This window comes from Serratia sp. 25CWL12 (assembly GCF_055790885.1).
The window spans coordinates 3393307-3418411 of the sequence record NZ_CM147698.1 but is presented as its reverse complement, the minus strand read 5'-3'; the positions used below and the strand labels follow the sequence as shown (position 1 = coordinate 3418411).

24 protein-coding genes are annotated in these 25105 nt (G+C 44.1%); 5 read left to right on the top strand and 19 right to left on the bottom strand.

Going from position 1 to position 25105, the window contains the following annotated elements:
• Window positions 1-8 precede the first annotated feature (8 nt).
• A complete protein-coding gene (locus tag ACX9GV_RS14755; protein ID WP_023492284.1) occupies window positions 9-533 on the bottom strand; it encodes a DUF721 domain-containing protein in 525 nt (174 codons plus the stop codon).
• Between the two features lie 26 nt (window positions 534-559).
• Here ACX9GV_RS14755 and secM point away from each other — a divergent pair, with 26 nt between their 5' ends.
• From secM to mutT, 3 genes are all read left to right on the top strand, one after another.
• A complete protein-coding gene (gene secM / locus ACX9GV_RS14750; protein WP_023492285.1) occupies window positions 560-1093 on the top strand; it encodes a secA translation cis-regulator SecM in 534 nt (177 codons plus the stop codon).
• Window positions 1094-1180: 87 nt separating this feature from the next.
• Window positions 1181-3889 carry a preprotein translocase subunit SecA gene (gene secA / locus ACX9GV_RS14745; RefSeq protein WP_473196020.1) on the top strand — a complete coding sequence of 903 codons (2709 nt, stop codon included), beginning with the start codon at window positions 1181-1183 and terminating at the stop codon, window positions 3887-3889.
• A 125-nt stretch (window positions 3890-4014) separates the two neighbouring features.
• Window positions 4015-4419, top strand: coding sequence for an 8-oxo-dGTP diphosphatase MutT (mutT, locus tag ACX9GV_RS14740; protein WP_023492287.1), 405 nt, complete (start codon window positions 4015-4017; stop codon window positions 4417-4419).
• 68 nt (window positions 4420-4487) lie between these two features.
• Here mutT and yacG read toward each other — a convergent pair whose 3' ends face one another.
• The 3 genes from yacG to coaE are packed head-to-tail and all read right to left on the bottom strand — an operon-like array spanning window position 4488 to window position 6103.
• Window positions 4488-4682: a DNA gyrase inhibitor YacG gene (yacG, locus tag ACX9GV_RS14735; protein WP_473196019.1), complete on the bottom strand. Its 195-nt coding sequence runs from the start codon at window positions 4680-4682 to the stop codon at window positions 4488-4490.
• A gap of 48 nt (window positions 4683-4730) precedes the next feature.
• Window positions 4731-5483, bottom strand: a complete 753-nt coding sequence (zapD, locus tag ACX9GV_RS14730; RefSeq protein ID WP_037383851.1) for a cell division protein ZapD — start codon at window positions 5481-5483, stop codon at window positions 4731-4733.
• Between the two features lie 5 nt (window positions 5484-5488).
• Complete coding sequence (gene coaE, locus ACX9GV_RS14725) at window positions 5489-6103, bottom strand: dephospho-CoA kinase (protein ID WP_023492028.1); 615 nt, start codon at window positions 6101-6103, stop codon at window positions 5489-5491.
• A gap of 461 nt (window positions 6104-6564) precedes the next feature.
• On the opposite strand from coaE, the gene ACX9GV_RS14720 reads away from it, so the two are divergent.
• Window positions 6565-7608 (top strand): GMP reductase, encoded by a 1044-nt coding sequence (locus ACX9GV_RS14720; protein ID WP_473196018.1) that lies wholly within the window; start codon window positions 6565-6567, stop codon window positions 7606-7608.
• A 249-nt stretch (window positions 7609-7857) separates the two neighbouring features.
• Here the strand turns inward: ACX9GV_RS14720 and ACX9GV_RS14715 are convergent, their stop codons facing one another.
• Both ACX9GV_RS14715 and ACX9GV_RS14710 read right to left on the bottom strand, forming a co-directional pair.
• On the bottom strand, window positions 7858-8442 hold the full coding sequence (locus ACX9GV_RS14715) for a helix-turn-helix transcriptional regulator (RefSeq protein WP_037383854.1): 585 nt from the start codon (window positions 8440-8442) through the stop codon (window positions 7858-7860).
• A 150-nt stretch (window positions 8443-8592) separates the two neighbouring features.
• The gene (locus ACX9GV_RS14710; RefSeq protein ID WP_037385900.1) at window positions 8593-8991 is read right to left on the bottom strand and encodes a winged helix-turn-helix domain-containing protein; all 399 of its coding nucleotides are present in this window, start codon (window positions 8989-8991) and stop codon (window positions 8593-8595) included.
• Window positions 8992-9864: 873 nt separating this feature from the next.
• On the opposite strand from ACX9GV_RS14710, the gene ACX9GV_RS14705 reads away from it, so the two are divergent.
• Window positions 9865-10284 (top strand): winged helix-turn-helix domain-containing protein, encoded by a 420-nt coding sequence (locus tag ACX9GV_RS14705; protein WP_473196017.1) that lies wholly within the window; start codon window positions 9865-9867, stop codon window positions 10282-10284.
• Between the two features lie 93 nt (window positions 10285-10377).
• On the opposite strand, the gene ACX9GV_RS14700 is transcribed toward ACX9GV_RS14705, so the two are convergent.
• The 13 genes from ACX9GV_RS14700 to nadC form a co-directional block, all read right to left on the bottom strand.
• On the bottom strand, window positions 10378-10890 hold the full coding sequence (locus ACX9GV_RS14700) for a hypothetical protein (protein WP_473196016.1): 513 nt from the start codon (window positions 10888-10890) through the stop codon (window positions 10378-10380).
• A 4-nt stretch (window positions 10891-10894) separates the two neighbouring features.
• Window positions 10895-11662 (bottom strand): winged helix-turn-helix domain-containing protein, encoded by a 768-nt coding sequence (locus ACX9GV_RS14695; protein ID WP_473196015.1) that lies wholly within the window; start codon window positions 11660-11662, stop codon window positions 10895-10897.
• 541 nt (window positions 11663-12203) lie between these two features.
• Entirely contained in the window at window positions 12204-12758 is a 555-nt protein-coding gene (locus tag ACX9GV_RS14690; protein WP_473196014.1) for a fimbrial protein, read from the bottom strand.
• A gap of 140 nt (window positions 12759-12898) precedes the next feature.
• Window positions 12899-13444 carry a fimbrial protein gene (locus ACX9GV_RS14685; protein ID WP_473196013.1) on the bottom strand — a complete coding sequence of 182 codons (546 nt, stop codon included), beginning with the start codon at window positions 13442-13444 and terminating at the stop codon, window positions 12899-12901.
• Between the two features lie 12 nt (window positions 13445-13456).
• A complete protein-coding gene (locus tag ACX9GV_RS14680) occupies window positions 13457-13960 on the bottom strand; it encodes a fimbrial protein (protein ID WP_473196012.1) in 504 nt (167 codons plus the stop codon).
• A gap of 339 nt (window positions 13961-14299) precedes the next feature.
• Window positions 14300-15031, bottom strand: a complete 732-nt coding sequence (locus ACX9GV_RS14675; protein WP_473196011.1) for a fimbria/pilus periplasmic chaperone — start codon at window positions 15029-15031, stop codon at window positions 14300-14302.
• An 86-nt stretch (window positions 15032-15117) separates the two neighbouring features.
• Window positions 15118-17664 carry a fimbria/pilus outer membrane usher protein gene (locus ACX9GV_RS14670; RefSeq protein WP_473196010.1) on the bottom strand — a complete coding sequence of 849 codons (2547 nt, stop codon included), beginning with the start codon at window positions 17662-17664 and terminating at the stop codon, window positions 15118-15120.
• 215 nt (window positions 17665-17879) lie between these two features.
• Window positions 17880-18452, bottom strand: coding sequence for a fimbrial protein (locus tag ACX9GV_RS14665; RefSeq protein ID WP_051791247.1), 573 nt, complete (start codon window positions 18450-18452; stop codon window positions 17880-17882).
• 159 nt (window positions 18453-18611) lie between these two features.
• Complete coding sequence (locus ACX9GV_RS14660) at window positions 18612-19160, bottom strand: fimbrial protein (RefSeq protein WP_023489854.1); 549 nt, start codon at window positions 19158-19160, stop codon at window positions 18612-18614.
• 599 nt (window positions 19161-19759) lie between these two features.
• On the bottom strand, window positions 19760-20959 hold the full coding sequence (gene hofC / locus ACX9GV_RS14655) for a protein transport protein HofC (protein WP_473196009.1): 1200 nt from the start codon (window positions 20957-20959) through the stop codon (window positions 19760-19762).
• Entirely contained in the window at window positions 20956-22392 is a 1437-nt protein-coding gene (gspE, locus tag ACX9GV_RS14650; RefSeq protein WP_473196008.1) for a type II secretion system protein GspE, read from the bottom strand. The genes hofC and gspE overlap by 4 nt, the downstream gene beginning before the upstream one ends.
• Window positions 22393-22402: 10 nt before the next feature.
• Window positions 22403-22840, bottom strand: a complete 438-nt coding sequence (ppdD, locus tag ACX9GV_RS14645; protein WP_473196007.1) for a prepilin peptidase-dependent pilin — start codon at window positions 22838-22840, stop codon at window positions 22403-22405.
• A 343-nt stretch (window positions 22841-23183) separates the two neighbouring features.
• Window positions 23184-24074: a carboxylating nicotinate-nucleotide diphosphorylase gene (gene nadC, locus ACX9GV_RS14640; RefSeq protein ID WP_473196006.1), complete on the bottom strand. Its 891-nt coding sequence runs from the start codon at window positions 24072-24074 to the stop codon at window positions 23184-23186.
• Between the last annotated feature and the right edge of the window lie 1031 nt (window positions 24075-25105).

Below are 25105 nucleotides of genomic sequence, written 5' to 3'. Positions count from 1 at the left end.
TACGACGATTATTTATTACGACTGGTGGCGTTGGCTCTCTCTCCTGCCAACGATGCCAGTCGTTCTAATTTCTTCTTCAATTTCTCAGGGCTTCGTGCCGCCACCCCCAGCAGATGTTCCGCACTCTCTTGGCTCAAGTAACGCAATGGTGCCATTGATGGTGCATTTTCACTCGTTTTTGCTACATTTTGGATCTGATGATGGCCTTTTGCCATTAACGTTGGATTAATCCTGATGTCGATCGACGACAATGATGGTAGAATTTGCGCTCGTAGTGCGGAGAGCAGGCTGGGTTGTTCATAGCGTAAGCGCATGAGCCAACTGGCATTGGCAGTTTCCAGCACTAAAATACCTTGTCTGAAGTTGGCGACGCGGCACCAAGGGTGCAGTTGGCTAGGTAATAAGCCTTTCACTGCCCGGTTGAGTTTTAACAGTGCAATGGCGCGTTGCTGGATGTTATGCAGCGGCCCTTTTTCAGCAGCAGCGTCGTCATCAAACAGGGCATCTAATAATTGTGGACGGCTATCGCGCATAATGGGCTCCGGCGGATAATAAACTCGTGATCGGTATCTTAAATCGTTGGCGACAATTTGGCAGACGTTATTTCTGGCCTCATCTCCTGTTGGGGATGGTAGCGGCCACACTTGGCGTACCGCAAAATCTGCTCGGCAATAACGATCAAACCGTATTACCCAGTACCTCGTCTAGCCTTAACCGTCAAAATTCGGCCAACAATGCGTTTAATAATCTGGCATTGTTGCAAGAAGTACATCGCCGCCCAACATTCAACGTTGATTACTGGCACCAGCATGCACTGCGGACGGTCATTCGTCACCTCTCTTTTGCACTGGTACCACAGGTGGTTTATGCCCGGGTGCAAGAAGCCGAGGTCAATGCCGTTGAACCCCCTTTACAGGTGGCTCAACTGGCCCTGCTCTCGACGCTTAATGCGTTATTGACGCATGAACCCAGACCACCGGCGATTATTCGTGAGACACACCCCACCACCTTTGCTGATTTGGAACAATACCAGATTGGGCTTTGGCTTGCTCAGGTACGGGGTATTCGTGCCGGGCCAAGCATACTCTGCTGACTTTTTGCCATTCTGGCAATAAAAACCAATAAATAACAGTTTGTTAGTGGCAGATGACGTGCCGCCATGTAAGAGATATTAAAAATTATGTTAACCAAATTATTGACCAAAGTTTTTGGCAGCAGTAACGATCGTACCCTACGCCGTATGCGCAAAGCGGTTGAAATGATCAACCGTCTCGAACCAGACATGGAAAAGTTGTCTGATAGCGAATTACAGGCTAAAACCGATGAGTTTCGTGAACGCCTGAAAAAGGGCGAAGTGCTGGAAAGCCTGATTCCGGAAGCCTTCGCCGTGGTGCGCGAAGCCAGTAAACGTGTATTTGGTATGCGCCATTTTGATGTGCAATTAATGGGCGGGATGGTGCTGAATGAGCGTTGCATCGCCGAGATGCGTACTGGTGAAGGTAAAACATTGACGGCAACACTGCCTGCCTATCTGAATGCCTTGAGTGGCCGTGGCGTGCATGTGGTCACGGTCAACGACTATTTGGCCCAGCGTGATGCCGAGAATAACCGTCCACTGTTCGAATTTTTGGGTTTATCGGTGGGTATCAACCTGCCAGGAATGCCAGCTCCCGCCAAGCGTGCGGCTTATGCTGCAGATATTACTTATGGTACCAATAACGAATATGGTTTTGACTACCTGCGCGACAACATGGCGTTCAGCCCGGAAGAGCGCGTACAGCGTAAACTGCATTACGCATTGGTGGATGAAGTTGACTCGATTCTGATCGATGAAGCGCGTACACCGTTGATCATCTCTGGCCCGGCAGAAGATAGCTCAGAGATGTACATCCGGGTTAACAAGCTGATCCCGCAATTGATCCGTCAGGAAAAAGAAGACTCGGATACTTTTCATGGGGAAGGGCACTTTTCGGTTGATGAAAAAGCGCGTCAGGTTCACCTGACCGAACGCGGCCTGATCATGATTGAAGAGATGTTGGTGGAAGCAGGCATTATGGCTGAAGGTGAGTCACTGTATTCACCAACCAATATCATGCTGATGCACCATGTTACCGCAGCATTACGCGCTCATGTGCTATTTACGCGCGATGTTGACTACATCGTCAAGGATGGCGAAGTCATTATTGTCGATGAGCACACTGGGCGTACCATGCAGGGCCGCCGCTGGTCTGATGGTTTACACCAGGCGGTAGAAGCCAAAGAAGGGGTGGAAATTCAGAATGAAAACCAGACCTTGGCGTCTATCACTTTCCAGAATTATTTCCGTTTGTACGAAAAACTGGCTGGTATGACCGGTACCGCAGATACTGAAGCGTTTGAGTTCAGGTCTATTTACAAGCTGGATACCATCGTTGTGCCCACCAACCGGCCAATGATCCGTAAAGATATGCCGGATCTGGTCTATATGACAGAACGAGAGAAAATCGCTGCAATCATTGATGATATCCGTGAACGTACCAGCAATGGACAACCGGTGTTAGTAGGGACGATTTCCATTGAAAAATCGGAAGTGGTTTCCCGCGAACTGACCAAAGCAGGCATCGAGCATCAGGTTCTGAACGCTAAATTCCACGCCATGGAAGCGGATATTGTGGCTCAGGCAGGTCAAACTAGCGCAGTAACTATTGCAACTAACATGGCTGGTCGTGGTACCGATATTGTCTTGGGGGGAAGTTGGCAGGCTGAATTAGCCGCGTTGACAGACCCAACGGAAGAACAGATCGCCGCCATCAAAGATGCCTGGCAGATCCGTCACGATGCTGTTTTGGCAGCCGGTGGTTTGCATATTATCGGTACAGAACGCCATGAATCGCGCCGTATCGACAACCAGTTACGTGGTCGTTCTGGTCGTCAAGGTGATGCCGGTTCTTCCCGTTTCTACCTATCCATGGAAGATGCACTGATGCGTATTTTTGCATCAGACCGTGTCTCAGGCATGATGCGTAAACTGGGTATGAAAGAAGGGGAAGCGATAGAACACCCGTGGGTGACCAAAGCGATTGCCAATGCGCAACGTAAGGTTGAAAGTCGCAACTTTGATATTCGTAAACAGTTGCTGGAATATGATGATGTCGCCAATGACCAGCGCCGTGCGATCTACAGTCAGCGTAATGAATTGCTGGATGTGGTTGATATTAGCGAAACGATTATCAGCATTCGTGAAGATGTGTTTAAAACCACCATCGATAACTACATTCCACCACAATCACTGGAAGAAATGTGGGATGTACCGGGCTTGGAAGAGCGTCTGAAAAATGACTTCGATCTGGATATGCCCATTGCCGAGTGGTTGGACAAAGAACCGCAACTGCATGAAGAAACGCTGCGTGAACGTATTCTTGAGAATGCAAAAGAGACCTATTTGCGCAAAGAAGAGGTTGTCGGTACCGATATGATGCGCAACTTCGAGAAAGGCGTCATGCTGCAGACTTTGGATTCCATGTGGAAAGAGCACCTGGCGGCAATGGACTACTTGCGTCAAGGTATTCACTTGCGTGGTTATGCGCAAAAAGATCCGAAGCAGGAGTATAAGCGTGAGTCTTTCAACATGTTTGGCAATATGCTTGAGTCACTAAAATATGAAGTGATTAGTGTGCTGAGCAAGGTCCAGGTAAGGATGCCAGAAGAGGTTGAGGCATTAGATCAGCAACGCCGTGAGGAAGCTGAACGTCTGGCACGTCAGCAACAACTGAGCCACCAGGAGGAGAACGCGTTGGATGTTCGGGATCCCAATGCACCGGTAGTGGCTGAGCGAAAAATCGGGCGCAATGATCCTTGCCCATGTGGTTCTGGCAAGAAGTACAAACAATGCCACGGGCGTATACAGTAATAAGCTAGACCTGAAGGGTTCAGCTTGTGCGGAACCCTTCAGGTTATCGCTAACATTCATCTGAGGTTCAGCCTAGGCTGAACTTTTTTGTATGTCATGCCTGGAAATAAAGTCAGGAGGGGATGATGAAGCATCTGAATATTGCCGTAGGAATTATCCGTAATCCGCATCAGGAAATTTTTATTACTCGCCGTGCAGCTGATTCACATATGGCGGGTTTTTGGGAGTTTCCAGGCGGTAAGGTCGAGGCAGGTGAAACTGTTGAGCAGGCGTTATATCGAGAATTACTCGAAGAAACGGGGATTTATGTTCATCAGATACAATTTGTCGATGTGCTGGAACATCGTTTTAGCGATCGTATTGTCACACTGAATTTCTATCTGGTGGAAGAGTGGAGAGGCGAGCCTTCTGGTCGTGAGGGTCAGTTAGGGCGGTGGGTAAAACAGAGTGAATTGTGTGAGAATGAGTTCCCAGAAGCCAACGCCAGTATTATCAAGTTACTGCTGGCACAGGCCAGCAGGGCACTATGATTTACCAGGTTTGATTTGCTGGGCCTGATTTTCCGACCCGCTGATCACCCGATGGCATGGTTAGCAGGTCAATGATCTCTTGCTTCTTCACTCCAATCTTCTGACTCCGAGAGTTCATTACTGCTTGGAATGCGTTTTTCTTCATCAGCCCATTCACCAAGGTCGATCAACTGACAGCGTTTGCTGCAAAACGGACGATATGGGCTGATCTCTCCCCAAACGATGGCTTTACCACAAGTTGGGCATTTAACTATGGTTGTCATAATGCTTATTTCTCCCCTTTATATCCGTAAGGGCTTAATTTTAATGTGTTAACAGCAAGCTAGTTCAAAGTTCAACCGTTCTGGCACGAGACCATTTTCATTGTCCAGTGGTAGAAAACGGATAGCATAACGTGTTTTATGACCAGAGATTTGCGGGTAGAGTTGATGATCCAGGTTGATCCGTAAACGTAGCAGATCAGCACCTTCGGCATTGTCTTGAAAGAACCCATTCAGGCTGGTTTGGTTGCGAAATGATCCGGTTTGGCGTACTAAACCCAAGATGATGGTAAGCGCTTGGTTTAATGGTTCTAGGGTATCTAGCCAAGCTTTAACGTCGGCATTACGTTCATGCTGTGGAATATGCATCCAGATATGTAATGTAGGTAAGTCGAAACTGCAGCAACCCCCAGGAATACTCAAGCGTTGACGTACCAGGCTAATCAAGCGATCTTCACGTAAGGCCTGCCCCATACGAGGTGCTGTCATTAGTGAAGTTGCACGGGATTTCAGTTGGTCGCGTAACTCATCGATTACTGATATATCAACACCGGGCATTTCTGCCCACTGCTGTAATTTCTGCTGTTGGCGCTCTAACTCCTTCAACAACTCGGTGCGAACTTCGCCACGGTCTAACACATCTAGCAAGTCTGCGGTGGTGCGAAAAAAGGCCAGTGCTATCGATGTATCACTCAGGGTTCTATGTGCCCCGAGTTGTTGCAGTAAAAACTCGATTCGCAGCCAAGTTCTCATTTTTTCATTCAACGGGTGTTCAAAAAGAACGGTTGGAGAAACGTCGCTCATTCAATTTAATCCTGTCGGGGAGCTGAGGTTGCCAGCTCAAGATAGCGGCGATGCAGGGAGGCAACAGAAGGCTCTATCCCTAGCGTACTGCCACTATTGTCAATGACGTCATCCGCAATGGCCAGACGCTGTTCACGTGTGGCTTGTGCAGACAAAATGTTCATTGCCTGTTGGCGGCTAATACCGTCACGGGCCATAGTGCGTGCTAATTGTGTTTCGTGGTCCACATCGACAACTAAAACACGGTTAGCATATTTTTGGAGCCTATTTTCTGCCAACAACGGTACGACCCACAGCACATAGGGGCTGTCAGCTTGCGCTAATTGGCGCTGTGTTTCCTGTTGGATCAATGGGTGCAGCAACTGTTCCAGCCAGGCTTTCTCATCTGGATGGCTGAAGATCCATTGACGCAGGGCTGAACGGTTAAGTGAACCATCTGCTTGCATTATTTCATGGCCAAAATGTGTCTCAATGGCTATTAATGCAGGGCTCCCCGGTTCGACAACCTTGCGGGCAATCACATCTGCATCAACAATGGTGACACCTAAGTGTGCAAAAGCAGCTGTAACGGTTGACTTGCCACTGCCAATGCCACCGGTCAACGCAACAACGTAAGCCATAAAAAGGAAGGCTCCTAATAAATAATAAACGAATCATAAATCGATCGTAAACAAGTGCCAGTAGGGAAGAATAACTTAACCGACTCATTTTACGCTGGTCAGTTCATCAAAGCGCATACTCTTGCCTACTGGCTAAGTACAGCACGGAGGTGGCACCACGATCCATTGAGGAACTAGGTCTACATTATCGCAGGTAAATTTGTGGGATTGTAGCGTAAATAAACAAGAAATCGCAGTCTTGCCGAACGATTATTAGTGCGTATGATAACGTCACTGGAACTGGCATTAATCTGCCCAGCGTTTTCAGACCGTTGTGTGGTGTGTTACTGGGGGCGTTTGTGTTAGGCCCCGTTAGTCACCACTGGCTCTTTATTGGGGCCGTGGTTTGAAATCTGTAGGGTAGAGGTTCGAATACTCCCTCTGCTCCGCGATCTGTCGCCAAAAACCAGGAATTATTTGTCATGCGTATTGAAGAAGATTTGAAGTTGGGTTTTAAAGATGTGTTGATCTGCCCGAAACGCTCTACATTGAAAAGTCGCTCAGAGGTTGAATTGGCTCGCCAGTTTACCTTCAAACATTCAGGTTGGAGTTGGTCCGGGGTGCCGATTATTGCGGCCAATATGGATACCGTGGGTACTTTCCGTATGGCTGAGGCTTTGGCTTCTTTTAATGTGCTGACTGCCATTCATAAACACTACAGTGTTGAACAATGGGCTGAGTTTGTGGCGCGAGTGCCTGAGTCCACGTTACATCATGTGATGGTTTCCACCGGGACTTCCGAGGCGGATTTCATCAAAATGAAACAAATACTGGCACTTTCACCTGCATTGAAATTCATCTGTATTGATGTTGCCAATGGATACTCCGAACACTTTGTTGCCTTCTTGCAAAAAGCGCGTGAAGCTTGCCCGAGCCATGTGATTTGCGCGGGTAATGTAGTGACCGGTGAAATGGTAGAAGAGCTGGTACTGTCTGGTGCTGATATTGTTAAAGTAGGTATTGGCCCTGGCTCGGTCTGTACAACACGTGTGAAAACCGGTGTTGGCTACCCGCAGCTTTCTGCGGTTATCGAGTGTGCTGATGCTGCACACGGGTTAGGCGGGCAGATTGTGAGTGATGGTGGTTGTTCAGCACCGGGCGATGTGGCTAAAGCTTTCGGCGGTGGTGCAGATTTTGTGATGCTCGGCGGTATGTTGGCGGGGCATGATGAATGTGAAGGCAGTGTCGTTGAAGAAAATGGCGAAAAATTCATGCTGTTTTATGGTATGAGTTCAGAGTCTGCAATGAAGCGCCACGTCGGTGGTGTTGCTGGATATCGTGCAGCGGAAGGTAAAACGGTTAAATTACCACTGCGTGGTGAAGTTGAATTTACTGTACGCGATATTCTTGGCGGTTTACGCTCTGCTTGCACTTATGTTGGGGCAGAACGCTTGAAAGAATTAACTAAGCGTACAACGTTTATCCGGGTTGCAGAGCAGGAAAACCGCGTTTTCACCAGTAAGTGATCGTATAGCATCATATTTATACCCAAAATAATTCGAGTTGCTTGTAGGTGGCAGCGATAGAAAAATAAGTCAGAAATTGATTTTAACGCTGTTTGCAGCGGCCCCGATAGGGGCGAGCCTCATGGACGAGGCGAGTAACCGCAGCTAACACCGAAGCGGCTTGAAGTATGAGGAGTATACTTAAAATACTTCAAGTTGCAGCTAACCCGCTGCAATTTGAAGTATTAAATATAAATATCCATGCCAAAATTAATGGACATCGGCGATAGTGGAATCGTCTAATATAAGCTTAATACATCCCTTCTCAATGGGCCATATGTCGAAAAAGGTCCTTCCCCCTAGTTTTCTTATGACACTATTCTTATGAGCATAAGTGGTTTTTGGTGAAATATTTAATCGTAGACTGATGAATGAAATACTCTTGCCATCAATGATATAGGAAAACACTGATTTCTCGCGCTCAGACAAAATATTCTTTTTAAACAATTTTTTACTTGCAGTCACTTTTTTTATGGCAGAGTCTATCTCTTCAATTGTGGCTTTTCTATCCAATATAGTGTGTTGCATAAAGGCATGATTGAAATTATTTTTATCTTTTGTTGGGATGATGATTATCTGCCCTGGAAATTCCCCTACCGATATTAGATATGAGATTTTCATACAGAAGTTTGACATGTTTAAAATAAAAATATCACTATTTTTATATTTGTTTTTTTTGATTTTATCAACAAGATTTCTTGGAGTCTCCCTTTTTATAGAATGGCCGATAGCCATCATGGCACTCGATAATCCCATGAAAAAATAATTATTTTGTGTTGTTACATATATTGGCATAATGTTTTTCTGCTAAATTATTTTATTCCAATATACAATATGTATATTGATTGATTTTAAAGCGGGTTATAAATGGTGCGTGGAATAAGTTTTTACACAAGGTATAATATCTTTGATACTGTATCTACCTGCAGTATGTTCAGTGGGTAGTTAGCTATCTGCCACAATGGTTTCACTATAAAGTTGAGTGATACTTTCTTCTTTCAATCGATATCCTCTACTACGTATAGTCAGTATAAAATCTTCTGCTAAACCAATCTGGTTTAGTTTATCTCTTAACTCCTTCGTCACCTGGTTTAGTCGTTTGTAAGATGAAATAAGCCCACGCTTATCCCAGACTTCACTTAAAATATTTTCATAGGGAATAACCGTTTGTTTAGCATTCTCGAGTAGGTAAATAAACAACGCCATCGAGGTTTCACTTAAAAATACGGCTTCTGACATATAATAGTTCTGCTTTTGAAGTGCATATATGCGTGAAACGGTTCTTTGTTCAATGTCGACACGAATTTCACTCCCAATAAGGTAACCATAAATATTTTTATGCATAGCGACGCTCCAGTAATTCCTCATGGATTAGATGATTATTGAATCGAATTTATTGAATAATCAAATAGATGATGGTGGTAATAAAGGTAAGATTAATCTTAATTCGGGGCTATTATCGCAACATGAAGCGGGTAAAAAAACCCACAAAGACAATTGACCCCTGTGATTCTTTATCTGGTAAAGGTGATGGAAATTCTCTTATGTAAAATAATTACCTTTTTTTTACAAAAAAATGGAGTTTATCTCTGCCTTTTTAGTAATTGGGAGGTGGGTTATATTCACCAATTTAATTAAATTTTAAGGTTATCGTCCTGTTAATTTTTGGTATCAAAAATGTTTACACCAAAAAGGAGCTATTGAACCGGAAATACACCTCGTCCGCATGGAATGAGTGAGATAAGAGTCATTAGGGTTAAACAGATGAAAATGGTAAAGGCCATTAAATACCCAGGAGAAGGGGAATCTCAAGGAGTAAAAATCTCTCAATAAAGGGGAATGCAAATTTTCAAATCAACTTAAGAGTCTTTTAAGATCATTCACGCCACATAACTAATTGATTTTATGTTATTTTTTTTGCTTTCTCATTGAGCGAGTGTTTTGTGCTTAATTAATGAACTAAATATATATTATATAAAATACCTTGTGTGATAATAATCACATCAATAGGTTAGCCATATAGACTAATAAAATATTGATATGCTATCCCCATTAATATCTAACTAGGTTATGAATTATCGAGGGGGGCGGGTTTTTTATAGCGTAAATAGTGGTTTTATAGCGCAAATAGTATTGATGTTCTGTTGTTGTAAATACAACAGATATAGGCATTGGTCTTTGAGGGATCACGAGCAAAATTTGTGGTTAGGTTTGATTATGAGTATTTATATTCACAGTTATATTATTGACAATGAAGTTAGAGTTGATGTTGAACAAATGGTGGTGGCACGTATATTTTCATCACGTAAAGCCAATTATTATTCTGCCGAGGCGGTCTTTCTCGGGGAAACAGCAATGAAGCTGTTTGCATTTCTTCTTGAACGCTCCAAGCAGAGTATTGTGTTATATGATGATATTTTAGATGAAGTCTGGGATAAGCGTGGGCTTATTTCTTCTTATAAACGTTTGAGCCAGGTAATGATGGGGTTAAAGGCAAAGCTGCAGGATCTCGGCTTGGCGGATGACTTTATCCGCACTGTTCGTGGCAAGGGGTATCGCGTGAAGGATATGGATATTCTGCCTCTATATAGTATGCCGATGATCAGTGAAAATGATATCGTTGGCAATGGCTGTTAGTCGTAGTTGAATTTTAAGTCGGCAGTGAGCAGCTTTACACTATCTAAAAAATCATTGAAATTGGCTGTAATAGATAAACTAACGAGTTTAACCTTACTTGTTAAGTATGGCTTCGCTATTATTGCAATAGCCAAAGGGAATGACATTACTGGAAATAAGATGGTTTCCATCATGTTCAGGGGTGATTCTAAAAGTTAAAATATCGGGGTTTATAAAATGGGTATATATCATACTTCGCATAAATGGAGATAGATTTTTGGGCAGCACATCTTCGACATTTTTATTCATTGTGTCTGTGATTTTTAAAACATACTCGTTATTCTTTGGTGATGAGTAGGAGAAGGCTAGGCGTTGAGATATGGGGAACTTTGTATCATCTGTTGTATTTACAATCGCATTTATATTCATATTTCCTTTTGGCTTGATAAAAGAGATGCTAACGACAGCATTAATTTTTTCATCTCCAAGGTCACTTTCATAGCTAGCATTTAATATAATGTGGCACTTCATGTTCTCGATTTTTTTTTGAGTGTGAAAATCATATAAAAATCCTAACCCTACAGCTGAGCCTAGTAGAAGTAAAATAATTAATGGCATCAATTTCATTGGATTACCTCAAGTCAGCCATAAAGTAAGAAATACACGTATCACTTTCTTTATGATTTTTCTCACATGCAATAAGTGATGTGCGATTTAAGAATGGAAGTGTAGAGTAATATATCTTCTGTGGCTGGCTACAGTTTACATTGTTTTTTATAATGTCTTTTTTCACATCATTCAGCGTTGTGCGTGATGTGAAAGTAAATATTTCACACTTGTCGATATCTCCAATACCGTGGTATTGCGATAAACTGGTATTTTTAGCCGAGTTAGAGTTAAGTAACCAGATGGTGATAAAAAATGTCACCAAGAAGGTTAATAGAGATAGGAAAGTAATAGTCGCTAGTCGATATCTGCTATTTCCCTTGGCAATATTTATTATTTTTTCCCATGCAGGCTTGCTTGCCGATGGTTCTGATGGCGTGACTTCTTCTTCAGGGTAGACATTAAAGGTTAAATTAATTTCATTTGATATACTGACCCCACGCCTTGGAATGGTGATGATAACTTCACGATCAAAACCAACTTCCTCGAAGGCTCGACGCAACATAGCGATGTGCTGGTAGAAGGTATTGGCCGTAATTTCAAGGCCATCATTTTCCCATACATTTTCAAAGAAATCATTTTGTGGTATTAAGTCGGGATGGCGTTCTATTAATAAAGCTAAACATTTATTGGTGCGAGAATAGAGCGTGACTTTTTTCTCTGGTTGACTAATGTTATACAGCAACGCGAGTTGACTGTTATAAGCGATAACATTATCGAAAAAAACCAACATTACGATCCTCCTTTTTACTGAACAAACCAAACTGTGCTGTAAAAATAGGCAGATAAATTGTTTGGCTACATGTGTCTCAAAACTACGAAGTCCAAGATTGTTAGCACACATTTCGCAGGGCAGAAAATGTACAATAGTCTAAGAACTCGCTAAAAACCTCCCTAATACAGCTAAAAAATCTGTAGTCTAAGACCGAGAGAGTATATACCTGATTCGACTGTTGTACTAGCCAAGTAAATAAACCATGTTAATAACCGCATGTTATATAATGGTTTTTATAAAAAACATCTACGATGAGGGGTATAAATCGACCCTGGTAACTGTGTGATTATTTGATGCATCGATATTCTGGCCTTTTACAGGGGCAGTAAACGATGTTAGGAAAATGAGTGTTTTACTGTGTGGTTTTAGAGGAGATTTTTTATCATCATATTGACTAAAATAAATTAATCATGATTGTCAAAACACCAGAGCCGTTAACGTCATTACTCCAATATTACCTTGATTCCGGTCTGGCATAGTTTCGTTTCGTAGAATTGAGTTATTGATAGGTTATCGCCATAGTGGCGGTTGCGTTAAAATTTCCTGTAGCTAATGCGGTTGTCCCATTTTTATAAGGTACACTGGTAAAGGTAAAGTTGCTGTTGGCATTATTAATGTTGGTCATCCCTTGGTTAATAGGAAAGCCATTGCCCGCTCCATTTAATGGTAATGGAAAGCTACTATTTACCGAGGCTCCCATATATAAGGCGATACCAAAGTTCTGGTTGCTACCCGCACTGGCTTGTAAAACGTTACTGGGGGCGCCAGTCAATTGAGTCGCTATAACTTGAACATAGGGGGTGCCCCGGTAGTAGCTACAACTGATTGGTACGGTGGTCGATTTTGCACCGTTAACCCCATTGACATTCGCGACAGCAATATCGCCAAAATTAACAGAAATCGCGTTACCTCCATTAATATTACAAGGAGGGATGTAGACAGTACCAGAGATATTAATCATGGCATCTACAGCGTAGCCAGGCACTGAAGTTAGCAGTGATGCCCCCATCACAAACAAACTGACAGGGAATTTAAACCAGAACTTTTTTTCCATGATATATCAATATCCAGCCAGGTTAGTTTTTAAGGAATTTAAATGGTTATACTTATTAGACAATAAGTTGCACATGTTCATTAGAGGATTCCCCCCTAGTTGTCCACATGCAACTTCAATAAATATACTGATGCATCCATTTACTGGTAAATAATCGCAATGGATGCCGACGCAGTAAAAGTCCCTGCTGCCAGTCTCGTATAATCAGACGTTACTGGTGCTGCAGTCAGGGTAAATGTACGGTTACTGCCAGTCCCTGTCATACCATTGGTCGCTGCATAGCCAACACCACTACCTGCTCCCAATAGCAATCTCCTATTTGCATCAATCCCAGTACCTTGATAAAGCGCAATACCCAATGCAGTCTGGTTGGTGGCTAAAATATTACTTGGTGCAGCTTGCCCGGTCATTACTGTACCGCCAATCAGCACGTAAGGTGTACCAACGCTATAGGGGCAATTAAGTGTAATGGCTTGGGTCACTGCATTGATACCTGGGCTGGCAATAGTGCTGACCCTTTGAATCTCCATCGATGGAAAAACAATAGAAATATCAGTATTGTTATTGACTACGCAATTAGGGATAATCAGAGTTCCGCTAAATTTCAGGTCCACTGCACTTGCCTGAAATGATATGCAGAATGCACTGGCATAAATCATTTTTTTCAAAATATTTTTCTGTTTCATGATGATATCAACTCATTGGTAAGATAGTTCAAATTGTACTGTTGCCATATAAACACCCGGGGCAACACTCCTGTTTTGTACAGCCTCAGATGTGGCCTGAACAAAAGCTTTAAAAGGTAATCTGACCTGATCACTGTTTACTAAGAGACCCTGGCCGGTGACAGTACCTATTGGTAGTAATGTTTGCCCATCGGTATCAATAATCCCGATAGCCAGTTTCCCCGCATTATTGCCTTGCACCGCGACATAACCGGGTAATGCTGATTCAGTTGTTCCGCGAAATGTGACTTTAACCAGTTTACCCAACGTACTGGCATAGCAATGAACCAGGTTAATGGCGAACGCTACACTAGGTGTCTTGGCAGGTAATACCCAAAAATCACGATATGGTCGTGTAGGAAATATTACTTCTTGCTGCAGGCTGTCGTTATCAATGGTACAAGGGCGATCAAATAATTCACCGCTGAATTGCATTTGACTATTGCTTTCGGCGTGGGCAGGTGAGAGGCTCAACATCAATATAGCCAATCCAGCCATGATAAATTTTATTACCCTTGCACTATATTGCATAAATACCTCGCGCACTTATTTTATTCAGATTTCAGAGCAGCCCTTGGTGGTCTACCTCCTGACTGATTTTTATTTTGGTTGCTAACCAATAGCAACTTGAGCAAACAGTAGTAGCTGTTTTTATGTTGTAATAACGTAAATCCCCCTCTACCTTTGATGGTTATCTACTTTGCTTTTATTACAACTATTTCAATGCTTTTAATATCAGCTGATATAATATGAAAACTTCTTTTTTTGTATCAATCCGCTAATATCCATTAGTTAACAACCTGTTAAAGGATAACATTACCCTTTAAGCACGGTACAACGTGCAGCACTACAGCTGAATTTTAAAACTGGGCGGCCACCGTAGTCATCAATATAAGTTAGATGCGGGTTGGAGTAACTGCCTGATTTTACATTCATATTAGACTTTGGGGCTAACATGACTGACTGAAACTCACCCTCGTCAGCCTCTTTTTTACTGTTACCCATGCCAATGACTGTAATGTAGTAAGGTGTTGGGTTTTCAATACGGTATCCATCAGCCACTTTATTTAATACTAACTGATCCTGCCAGACAGTATTTGGTGCAGTCATAATGGACTTTGGCCGATAGAATAATTTTATCTTGGTCTGTAGTGCTATTTGTAGCACGTTCGCCTTTTCACTTTTTGGTGGAATTTCACGCAGGTTAAAATAAAACAGTGACTCCCTGTCTTGAGGTAATTGACTGATCTCTGGTGTCGAGATAACCCTGATTGCTGCTTTTTCTTGCGGTTCAAGGCGTTGTACCGGCGGTGTTACCAGCAATGGACCAGTTGTTATTTTAACTTGTTTTTCATCTTCCAACCATGTTTGAGCCAGATAGGGTAACTGGCTATTATCATTAGATATGTTGACTGAAACGGATTTTTCTCCACCATCAAAAACGACCCGTGTACGATCCAATGAAATTGCCGCATTGGCTGCAGGCCCTAGCGCGATCCCCCCAGCTATGATTAATAGAATGCTAGTGATACTTGATACTTTTGACATAAAAACTCCACATAAAGATTCAGTCTTGCAAAATAGAGATTAATTTTGATGCAAACAGGGACTAGTGATAAAGTCTCCTCTTTCCATTACTCTGCTGGCATAGTGATAATATCCCGGCAGGGTAGTAACAGTTGTTTTCCTTCAACGACGTCGTTAGGAATAGTTATCTGACATTTCTGTTTATTATCCCAAGATACGTTCAGTGTTTCGCCAGCGGCGATGCCACTCAACCAAGCTAGGCCATCTTCGCTGACAATGCCTAGTTCGCTGCCTGCACTATTGTTGACACTGGCACCAAATGGCGGATAACTATTATCTGAAAGCCGCAATACAGCAAACAGGCGTATCCCCTTTAACACCTCAAATTTCCTGTAGCCCACCGCACCTTCAGTTAGTACTGATTCTACTGTCGTTCGTTTGGCTTCCATATTATCGGGTAGCTTGTCCAAATCTACTGAGGTCAGGTTACGTTGGTAACTACTGATGTTGCTGACTACGCCGATTCCCCAACGGTTAGTTTTAACTCGGCTTCCATCAATGGGTACACCCGCGATACCATCAGTATCGACCAAGAGCCGGGTTCCACCATTGATACCACCACTGTGCAGTGCGGCACCTTTAGTGGTGACTGTTGCCCCACCGGTGAGATTAATACCGGCCGCGACATAGTTGTCTTCGACATAGGTCATATTACCTGCGACGCTGACTAACGGACTGCTATGAGTGTAATAGCCACTAAACTGTGACTGAGTATTTTGTTCACCACCGGAATTAACCCCGGCATTAACATTATAGCTATCCAGCCCCCCATTAACGGTTGAGCTATATCCTACCGTTTGTGTATAGCGGTCATTGTTTTTGCTGCCATTATAGCTAATATACCCACTACCAAGTGGCATTGATAATCGAAAGAATAGGGCGTTATTATTGGCAGTCTGATATTTGGTACGTGATGCAGACATCCCCAATGAAACGTTCTTAAAGCCAAAGATATCAAAATAGCGGTTAACATTTAATGCATAATAGTTAGAAATCCCTTGATCCCAAAAGGTTTGATAGCTGTATTGCAGGTTGACCGAAGTCTGCAAGGATTCAAAATTTTTATTTAACGTGATCGTATACTGTTCTTTCTCTTGCCCGAAACTGTTATCACGGTAACGATTATCCAGATACTGTTGCATCGTCAGATAACCTTTTTCAGAAAAACGATAGCCAGCAAAGGTGATATCGGTATTCGCCTGATCAAAGAATTTGGAGTAACTAAACCGCCATGATTTCCCTTGTTTATTACCATGCTCAGGTAAGTTAGCCAGAGATTGTGTGACATCTGCAGATAATGTGCCCAATAGGTTCATGTCACGCCCAAGCCCGAGCGCGATAGCATGATATTCCCCTGCTTCTATCCCTCCCCCGTACAGGGACCAACTGTTGCTTATCCCCCAGGAAGCTTCACCACTGAGAAATGCCGGTCCCTCAAGTTCGTGATTATTCACGCGGGAGCGCCCACCAAAGAGTTTATAGCGCACCTGGCCTGGACGTGTGAGGTAAGGAACATAGGCAGTATCAACAGTAAAGGTTTTCTTCTGTCCCGTTTGTTCTAGTATCTCAACATCCAGCCGACCCCGCACAGAACTGTCCAGATCTTGAATGGTAAATGGCCCCGCAGGTACGGTACTGTCATAAAGCACTCTTCCCTGTTGTGAAATAATCACACGGGCATTGGTGTCCGCAATTCCTGATACTTGTGGAGCATAGCCACGTAGTTTAGGGGGGAGCATCCGGTCATCGCTGGTCAGGCTTGCTCCGGTATACAACCAGCTACTGAAAATATCTGAGCTAAGATAGTTTTCTCCCAGCATTAACATGGCGCGTAATTGCGGCAATGAGCGATAGGCATAATAACGACTCCAATCAAAGGTGTTTTGGTTACCCACACCTTGATTACCTCGGTAATTACTACTGTAATTACCGAGGTAATCAGCTCGTAAACGCCATGGTCCAATATTTGCGCCAGTTGTACCGTTATAGCTTACATTTTCTCTGTTTGCTTCGGATTTATTTTTAGTGCTATCGGCATTGATATTATAATCAAACAGTAAGGCTGGGATACCCTCTTCCCAACGAGAAGGAGGTAACCAAGACTGGTCAGAATATTCCAACCATATTTGTGGCATATTCACCAATAATAGACTATCTGCCATATTGGTACTTAACTCAAAGCCTTTTAGCGCACTAAAATCGGCACATTGCCCTTGATGCCAGTAGGTCACCTTTTTTAATGCCACCTCTGTTAATCCCATTTTTTCTACAATTTCAGCAGAAAGACAGGGCTGAGGTAACACAGTCGTGGGTTCTTTTTCAGAATTCTCACTTTCTTCACCATTTTTATCTCTCTCAATAAACTCTATCGAGACGCTACCGGGGGTTATTGCTTGTTTGTTTAGTTGTATCTGCAGCGGATAGGTTCCCGGAAGAACATAGCCCTTTTGAGAAAACCTCGAAAAATCAATGTTTTCCCTATCGCCCGTATCCAGTACATCGGTATTAAACTCAATGGCATAGGCGCTATCCTGAGATGATAAAAAAAACATAAAAACCGTAATGTTTCTGATGAAAGAATTTATTTTTATCATTTTAACTAACCAATAACCGACGGGTGTTGATTGTAAAGTGAGCTATAGGAGTCTTGATCTTTGATGCGGTTTTTTATGATTTCTTAAAAGTCATGGCTTTAAATGACTATATTCATATCATTGCTTATGGCGACTCCATCGCCCACGGTATTTCTTGGCAATTCTTGCCCTTGGCTGAATGCAACTTGGAATATAAAGCAAGCGAATATAAATATTTATTGATAATTTACTTTGAATTTCAATGCAAAATTATAATGTCCGCTATGTACAATATTTTCACTGTTAGTTAAGTACACTTTATAATCCAACTCCTTTTCATTTTTACCTAATACTTGAGGCGGTAATGGGATACCAGAAGAAGCCCAACTTCCTCTACTATCCTGTATCTTGAGGTCAATGCCAGTGGCGGCATCGCTACTGTTAGTAATATCTACTCTTTCCCATTCAAAGAGAATTTCGATTAAGTGGCCTGTATAGTCATCTTTCCCTAACTCACAACCGGTCATTCTCAGCTTTAGTACTTTCTCTGGTAGTGAAGGTATACTTTGCAATTCACTTATAGGGGTGACCCCCATATCAATGGTCTGATAATTATCATCCATCGCCAGATTACAGGCAGATGCAATAACAACTCCTGAAAAAGTAGCCCGACCAATGGCAAATTTATTTTTGCTTGTTACATCAATAAACGGACTCGCTGTATTGGTGAGCGGGATATCCGTCGCTGCGATGTTTGAACCGCCATACAAGCAAAAACTGATTAATACTAATGTTGTTTTTAAATGCATGGATTAGCCAATAGTTATATAAGTAGGCCTATATCTATCCCTTTCAAGTTGAAGAAAGTATTATTCGCTCCCTCCATGGAGCGCGTAACTCGTTACACCTTGAGATAGCTAGCTATATTACCCGCTTTATTATATAAATTTCATAATAATTTTGAGGGGTTATTGATACGCCAAGCTGAAGTTAGCCGTTGCATTGAACTCACCAGCGGTTACAGTTGCAACATCAGCCGCTTTGGCCACTGCGCCAAAAGTGAATTGGTTTGAGTTATCCTGCAGAACCATCGGTGCACTGGCGGAACCATCAAAGGAGATCTCGGCACCGGATTGTTGAGAGGTCAACACAATACCCACACCCGTACCGCCAGTTGTACCCAACATAGCTGGTTTACCCTGTACTGTTCCACCGGTAAAACTGACTGTTACTGTGCCATTTTTTCCACCCTGAACGAAGCTGGTGATATCGCAGTTAATCAATTCTATCTTGAAGTTTTTGGTGGGAGAAACACCACCCGCTTTCAGGTTTGCCAAGTTCAGTTGACCAAAATCAACGACTTGATCGGCAGAATCAGAGGTAATACCGCAAGGCGCATCGATAACGGTACCTTTAAACTGTACGGTTCCTGAACCCTGATCGGCTGCTTGAGCGGTCAGTGCAGTTAATGAGAGGGTCAAGATGCCAGTAGCTAATGCAATTTTAGACAGTTTCATTTACAACATTTCCTTATACTATAGAGGATATTTTATTCCTGAAGTTAGTATGGTTTCCCATACTAAACATCTCCACGCCAAGTGAGCTAAAACACATCTTTTATTAACCAAAAGCCAAGCTAATAACGTGTTTTCCAATGGGGATTCCATAGAGGTATCCCCATTGGAAAATGTGCATTTAAAAATAATCAGTTTAAAAAAAGTGTTGAGATATCTTTCGGTAACAGTGACCTGATTTCTGCGCTTATCCTAGTGTTTCTTTTTATTGAAAGTAACCCACGCATCATGGGGTGTTTTTTATTCACTTTCATCTATCTTTATCTTAAATCTTCACTTTCATGGTTTAATGTTCTGAATTTATTATTTCAATCAGACTTAAATCTGCATGATTGGTTTTTTCATGGGGAGTGAATTATTGTGAAGAAAGACGGTTTTTGGAACAAATCACCTAAGCGGGTGGGTATATTTATCTTGGCGATTGGAATCAAGAATTCTTGTTTTATTAAGGTGGTAAAGAGCTGGCTGTAGCATGTTTATTAATCGTTTGCGGAGCTATCATCTCATCATAAATTTATTGCCTGGCGTGGGGGGACTGGTTATTACCCTAAAACATTTCCTAGCTGGAAGATCGGTAAATACATGGCGATAACCAGGGTCCCGACAATCCCGCCGACTATCATCAGCAGCATGGGTTCCAGTGTTTGAGCTAGTGTATCGGCGAGTTCATGGGTTTGCTGTTCATGCCAAAGCGCCAGTTTGCCTAGCAGGGTATCTAACGTACCGGATTCTTCACCTACACGAACTAACTGCTGGCATAAAGAAGGGAATAACGGTTGTTGCGCGAGTGCTCGATGAAAAGGCGTCCCCTGACTGAGTTGTTGTTCAATAGATTCCAGTGCTTGGCGGTAGAATATATTGTTTACTGACAACATAGCAGCATTCAGACCAGCAATCAGGGTTAGCCCTGCTTGTTGTGTCATTGCCAGAATATGAAATATCTGGCTCAGGTAGTTCCCCTTGATCAAGGATGAAATCAATGGAACACGTAATAAAAGCGCTTGTTCCCGCCGCTGCCACTGTGTCAATGGATGTAGTCGGCGCAGATAAAACCCGATGATCCCCACCAGCATACTGAGTAGATAAGGCCCGACATCAACCAATAAATCAGAGAGTGACAGTAACCCTTGAGTAAACCAGGGAAGGGGAGCATCAAAGGATTGGTACACTTTAGCGAATTCTGGTAGCACCATAACCAGCATCAGGATGCTGACCAGCAGGGCAATCAAGCAGATAAACAGTGGATAACGCAGCGCTTTCAGGACTTTTTTGTGCAATTTTTGCTGAATTTCCTGCTGTTTTGCCAGTTGCAGGCAACAATGATCCAGGTTTCCGGTCATTTCACCGATAGCGATAAGTTGGTGATAGATTAAGGGGAAAATATTGTGCTGCTCTGCGAGGACGGTAGATAAAGGTTGTCCGGCCGCCACTTTATCGCTTATTTCTGTTAGCAGACAGCGCCAGGCTGCAGATTGATGCTCCACAGCTAACAAGCGCAGACTATTAACCAACGGCAACCCTGCTTGTAACAAGGTTGCCAATTGGCGGGTAAACTGGATCATCGGTTCGCCATGCCATTGTTTGGCAGGAACTCGCTGGCCCGCACTGACTTGGTATGGCTGCAGATTTTGTGCCAGCAGTTGCTGATACACTTGGTGCTTTCCGGTAGCCATAAATTCGCCGTGTTGTATTACCCCATGGCTGTCAATCGCTTGCCAACGATAGAGACGTCGCCCAGTCATGCTGCGCTCTCTGGGGAGGTGAGTACGCCAACTACGCGATATATTTCTTCCAGTGAGGTGATGCCCTGCTCAACCAGTGCCAGGCCAGCTTGCAGTAGTGTGATTTGCCCTTGTTGCTGGGCGATCTCCGCTAGTTGTATTACCGAGGCATTGTGCATCAGGGCATTTTGCACTTCTGGCGTGATATTGAGTAACTCATAGATACCAATACGGCCGTAATATCCGCCAAAACAGTGTTCGCAACCGGTAGCACACCAAGGAATAAGAGGAGCGGATCTGATCGTTGCCGGGAAATGGATACTATCGGTTTGCGGATGGCGACAATGTGAGCATAAGCGGCGCACCAAGCGTTGGGCAATCACCAGCTTCAAGCTGGCAGCCAGTAGATAACCCGGTATCCCCATTTGGGTCAGGCGCGTCAAGGTTTCACAAGTAGAATTAGTATGGAGGGTTGAGAGAACTAAATGCCCTGTTTGTGCGGCTTTTACGGCGATTTCGGCGGTTTCTTGGTCACGGATTTCGCCGATCATGATGACATCAGGGTCCTGCCGTAACAACGCTCGCAATACACGCGCGAAATCGAGATCGGTTTTGCTGTTGACTTGTGTCTGGTTGATGCCAAATACCGGGATTTCAATGGGGTCCTCCACACTGCACAAATTACTCTGCGTGTCATTTAATTGGCGTAGGGCGCTATAGAGTGTCACGGTTTTACCGCTGCCAGTGGGGCCAGTTACCAGGATCATCCCTTGCGGATGGGACAGGGCATGGGCAAAAAAGCCAAGGGCTTCCTGACTCATACCGAGCTGTTCGAGAGGTAATTCCTGGCGGTCTGTTTGCAAGATCCTCAACACCACTTTTTCGCCATGTAGTGTTGGCAAGGTGGAGATACGCATTGAAAAGCTACTGTTGTCCAGTTGTACATTAAGTTGGCCATCTTGTGGCAGACGGCGTTCTGCTATATCCAGTTGCCCCATCACCTTCAATCTGGCGATAACCTGTGCTGCCAATAGGATGGGCGCTGAAGCAATAACCTGTAAAACACCATCGATTCTCAACCTGACGCGAAATGCTTGCGGGTAGGGTTCAAAATGCACATCAGAGGCACGTCGCTGTATTGCACTACGTAGAGTTTGATTAATAAATTGTATGGCTGGTGTCTCACTGGTGTCATTAAGTGAGGCGGCTGGTTCCCCACTGTGTTCCGGCAGTGGTAGCGGGGAATTGGCGGGCCATGCGTGTTGTGTCTGCTCCAGTCGGGCGAGGGGCCATTGTTCAATTTCAATGTTTTTACCGGTAGCGAAGCGTAGAGCCTGCACCAGCGCGGAGGGGATCTCACCATGCAGGGCGACAGTCAGTTTCTGTTCATCTTCACTGAGTGCCAAGGCCTGATAATGCTGGCATAACGCGTGGATTTCGCTATTGATTTCCATAACTCAGCCCTCATTCACGGGTATTATCAAAGCGCAGAACTTCCTGACACGCCTCCAGCAAATTGCTGTTTTCACTGTTGCATTGGCGTGTCCATTGTAGTGAGCCGGTTGAAGTGACAGTTGGGGTCAGTGTGGCCGTCAGCCCTTGCAAACTCTGAGAGCCAACGAGATTAATTACCCCCTGTTGCACCTGAATACGGCTGATATAACGTGATGCAGTTCCGGTAGGGATCCCCTTCTTGCCTTCATCGCACCCGGTCAGGCCGCCACCTTCAAGAGCGCATAATTCGACGGCCATTTTATAGGGCGCCATAGTCTGCAGCATGTCTGTCATGGCCGCTTTCTGGATATAACGCTGATAGGCTGGAATGCCAATTGCACTGAGTATGGCGATAATGGCGATCACCACCATAAGTTCGATGAGTGTAAAACCCTGTTGTTTTTCCATCAGTTGTGTCCTCCGTAGTTATTGGAGGACAACGTTAAAACGGTAATTGATAGGTAGCGAGAGGGGAATGGTTATTATGCGCAGCCTATCCAGCACAATAAGGTGGTATTACCGATTGTTGAAAAAGAATGCGCGGTGTTTCACAACCCAGAAACCAGCCCAGGTGCTCTTTAGGTTATCGCTGAGCCAGTTAAGTCTGAGCTATGCCAGTTGCCGGGGGTTAGATTACGAGGCCCATTTCTGGACCTCACCTAAAGAGGCACCCTTGCTGTACAACGAGATGTCAATATTATCCTAACTTTCAATGAACTAGAGTCATGATGAGCGTTGAAGAAGCCGGAAATTATTTAAATCTCATCGAGAGATCAAGTGCGGTAACATGTTTGGTTAATGCGCCCACGGATATGTAATCCACACCGGTTTCGGCGAACAGGCGCAATGTTTTTTCTGTGACGTTGCCAGAAATTTCCAGTTGTATACGCCCTTGTGCTAGCGCGACTGCTTCACGCATCATTTCAATGCTGAAATTGTCCAGCATAACGATATCAGCCCCGGCATGCAGCGCCTGTTGAAGTTCGTCCAACGATTCCACTTCTACTTCCACCGGAACATCTGCGTGCAGCGAGAAGGCTTGTTCTATTGCATTCTTAATTGAGCCACAGGCGATAATGTGGTTTTCCTTGATCAGAAAAGCATCCGAGAGACCCAACCGATGATTGTTGCCCCCACCACATAACACCGCATATTTCAGTGCGCTGCGCAGGCCCGGTAATGTTTTCCGCGTATCCAACAGGCGGGTTTGTGTACCTTGCAACAGTTTTACATAATGGTGCGTGGTAGTTGCGACACCAGAAAGTGTTTGTACAAAGTTCAAGGCGGTACGTTCGCCGGTCAGCAATATTCGTGCTGGACCAGTCAATTGGCATAAAGGTTGGTTGGCGATCAGTAGATCGCCATCTTCTACCAGCCAGATGATATTGACCTGCCCACCTAATTGGACAAACACCTCTTCCAGCCAGCGACGACCACAAAAGATGCCCGCTTCACGGGTGATAACGGTGGCTTCGGCCTGTTTATCGGCAGGTAACAGTTGTGCGGTGATATCGCGCTCGGCATCGATAACTCCACCCAAATCTTCACGCAATGCCTGGGCGACGGTAGCGGGAATATCGCTGTTAATACGTTGAAAAAGCAGGGAACGACGGCTGTCGGCACTGTAGCGGCGTGTCGGCATAGAAAACTCCGAAATCGGCAGAAGGATAGCAAATGCTCATGCTACTCTGTTTTTTGGCCCTGCGCCAGCGGGTCGTTATCATTAATATCAATAGGTTAGAAAGGAAAGGTGACACTAAAAAGTGCTAACTATTGCCAGGGTGTGGATAATACGTGGGTCTTCTATGGCCTAATGGTCTTGATATTGGTTACGGACGATTGATGTAACAGCTAGGGGGGGCGTGGGTTTCCGGCTGATAGGTAACAAGCGGCGAGTTTGCAATTTATTGTGTAAAGGATCTAGAAAGGATTGCTGTACCGTCAGGATTCTGACCAGACAAAATGGAACCACGGAAAGCCCATTGGGACAGATTTAGCTCTCCGGTATCTATTGCGTTAGGTCTCGGGGTTGTGATTACTGTCCACAGGTATTAAACTAGATATGTTAGTTGATTGGGATCGCGCCGCTTATAGCGCGTGGTAGCAATGAAAAGAACCCGACCTCACCAGTTGGGTTTTTTTTTCGTCTTTGGTTTTGCATTCCAGTTAACAGATTGAAATGGTAAAAATCCACTTATAATCCTCCACTGTTAGTTGTGTCGCCTCCATAAGCCGCCAGGGTAACCCCCCTGAGCTGACAATGATTTTCGGTTCATTGTTTAAGTCCTGTCTGAATACAGGTGGTGCTGATTCGGAGCCCAGGCGAAGGTGTGCGATCCCAATCAACTAACACATGACGGGAACCGGTCGGACAGGCAGTGTAAGGGCTATGATCGGTATATCGTGCTCCTGCAATATGGAGCAAACGGATGAAAGCATTTATTGATATTGCAATCATCACTCTAAGAGCGTTACTCGCGTTTCTAGAGTTGATCCGCGCATTCTGCAATTAAGAGTGACGGAAACGTAGATAAGGCCACCGGGGTTGTTGACTGGTGGCCTTTAACATTCCGCATTACTGATAATCCCCCGTAGCAAATTAGCTCGCCTATCCAGCGATTACAATTTGGACTATCAGTTCATGGCCATATGTGGATTGCTTTTTTATCCCCA

Coding starts and splice junctions, on each gene's coding strand:
- ACX9GV_RS14755 (WP_023492284.1), bottom strand. CDS start 533: ATGCGCGATAGCCGTCCACAATTATTAGATGCCCTGTTTGATGACGAC.
- secA (WP_473196020.1), top strand. CDS start 1,181: ATGTTAACCAAATTATTGACCAAAGTTTTTGGCAGCAGTAACGATCGT.
- mutT (WP_023492287.1), top strand. CDS start 4,015: ATGAAGCATCTGAATATTGCCGTAGGAATTATCCGTAATCCGCATCAG.
- yacG (WP_473196019.1), bottom strand. CDS start 4,682: ATGACAACCATAGTTAAATGCCCAACTTGTGGTAAAGCCATCGTTTGG.
- zapD (WP_037383851.1), bottom strand. CDS start 5,483: ATGAGCGACGTTTCTCCAACCGTTCTTTTTGAACACCCGTTGAATGAA.
- coaE (WP_023492028.1), bottom strand. CDS start 6,103: ATGGCTTACGTTGTTGCGTTGACCGGTGGCATTGGCAGTGGCAAGTCA.
- ACX9GV_RS14720 (WP_473196018.1), top strand. CDS start 6,565: ATGCGTATTGAAGAAGATTTGAAGTTGGGTTTTAAAGATGTGTTGATC.
- ACX9GV_RS14715 (WP_037383854.1), bottom strand. CDS start 8,442: ATGCCAATATATGTAACAACACAAAATAATTATTTTTTCATGGGATTA.
- ACX9GV_RS14710 (WP_037385900.1), bottom strand. CDS start 8,991: ATGCATAAAAATATTTATGGTTACCTTATTGGGAGTGAAATTCGTGTC.
- ACX9GV_RS14705 (WP_473196017.1), top strand. CDS start 9,865: ATGAGTATTTATATTCACAGTTATATTATTGACAATGAAGTTAGAGTT.
- ACX9GV_RS14700 (WP_473196016.1), bottom strand. CDS start 10,890: ATGAAATTGATGCCATTAATTATTTTACTTCTACTAGGCTCAGCTGTA.
- ACX9GV_RS14695 (WP_473196015.1), bottom strand. CDS start 11,662: ATGTTGGTTTTTTTCGATAATGTTATCGCTTATAACAGTCAACTCGCG.
- ACX9GV_RS14690 (WP_473196014.1), bottom strand. CDS start 12,758: ATGGAAAAAAAGTTCTGGTTTAAATTCCCTGTCAGTTTGTTTGTGATG.
- ACX9GV_RS14685 (WP_473196013.1), bottom strand. CDS start 13,444: ATGAAACAGAAAAATATTTTGAAAAAAATGATTTATGCCAGTGCATTC.
- ACX9GV_RS14680 (WP_473196012.1), bottom strand. CDS start 13,960: ATGTTGAGCCTCTCACCTGCCCACGCCGAAAGCAATAGTCAAATGCAA.
- ACX9GV_RS14675 (WP_473196011.1), bottom strand. CDS start 15,031: ATGTCAAAAGTATCAAGTATCACTAGCATTCTATTAATCATAGCTGGG.
- ACX9GV_RS14670 (WP_473196010.1), bottom strand. CDS start 17,664: ATGATAAAAATAAATTCTTTCATCAGAAACATTACGGTTTTTATGTTT.
- ACX9GV_RS14665 (WP_051791247.1), bottom strand. CDS start 18,452: ATGCATTTAAAAACAACATTAGTATTAATCAGTTTTTGCTTGTATGGC.
- ACX9GV_RS14660 (WP_023489854.1), bottom strand. CDS start 19,160: ATGAAACTGTCTAAAATTGCATTAGCTACTGGCATCTTGACCCTCTCA.
- hofC (WP_473196009.1), bottom strand. CDS start 20,959: ATGACTGGGCGACGTCTCTATCGTTGGCAAGCGATTGACAGCCATGGG.
- gspE (WP_473196008.1), bottom strand. CDS start 22,392: ATGGAAATCAATAGCGAAATCCACGCGTTATGCCAGCATTATCAGGCC.
- ppdD (WP_473196007.1), bottom strand. CDS start 22,840: ATGGAAAAACAACAGGGTTTTACACTCATCGAACTTATGGTGGTGATC.
- nadC (WP_473196006.1), bottom strand. CDS start 24,074: ATGCCGACACGCCGCTACAGTGCCGACAGCCGTCGTTCCCTGCTTTTT.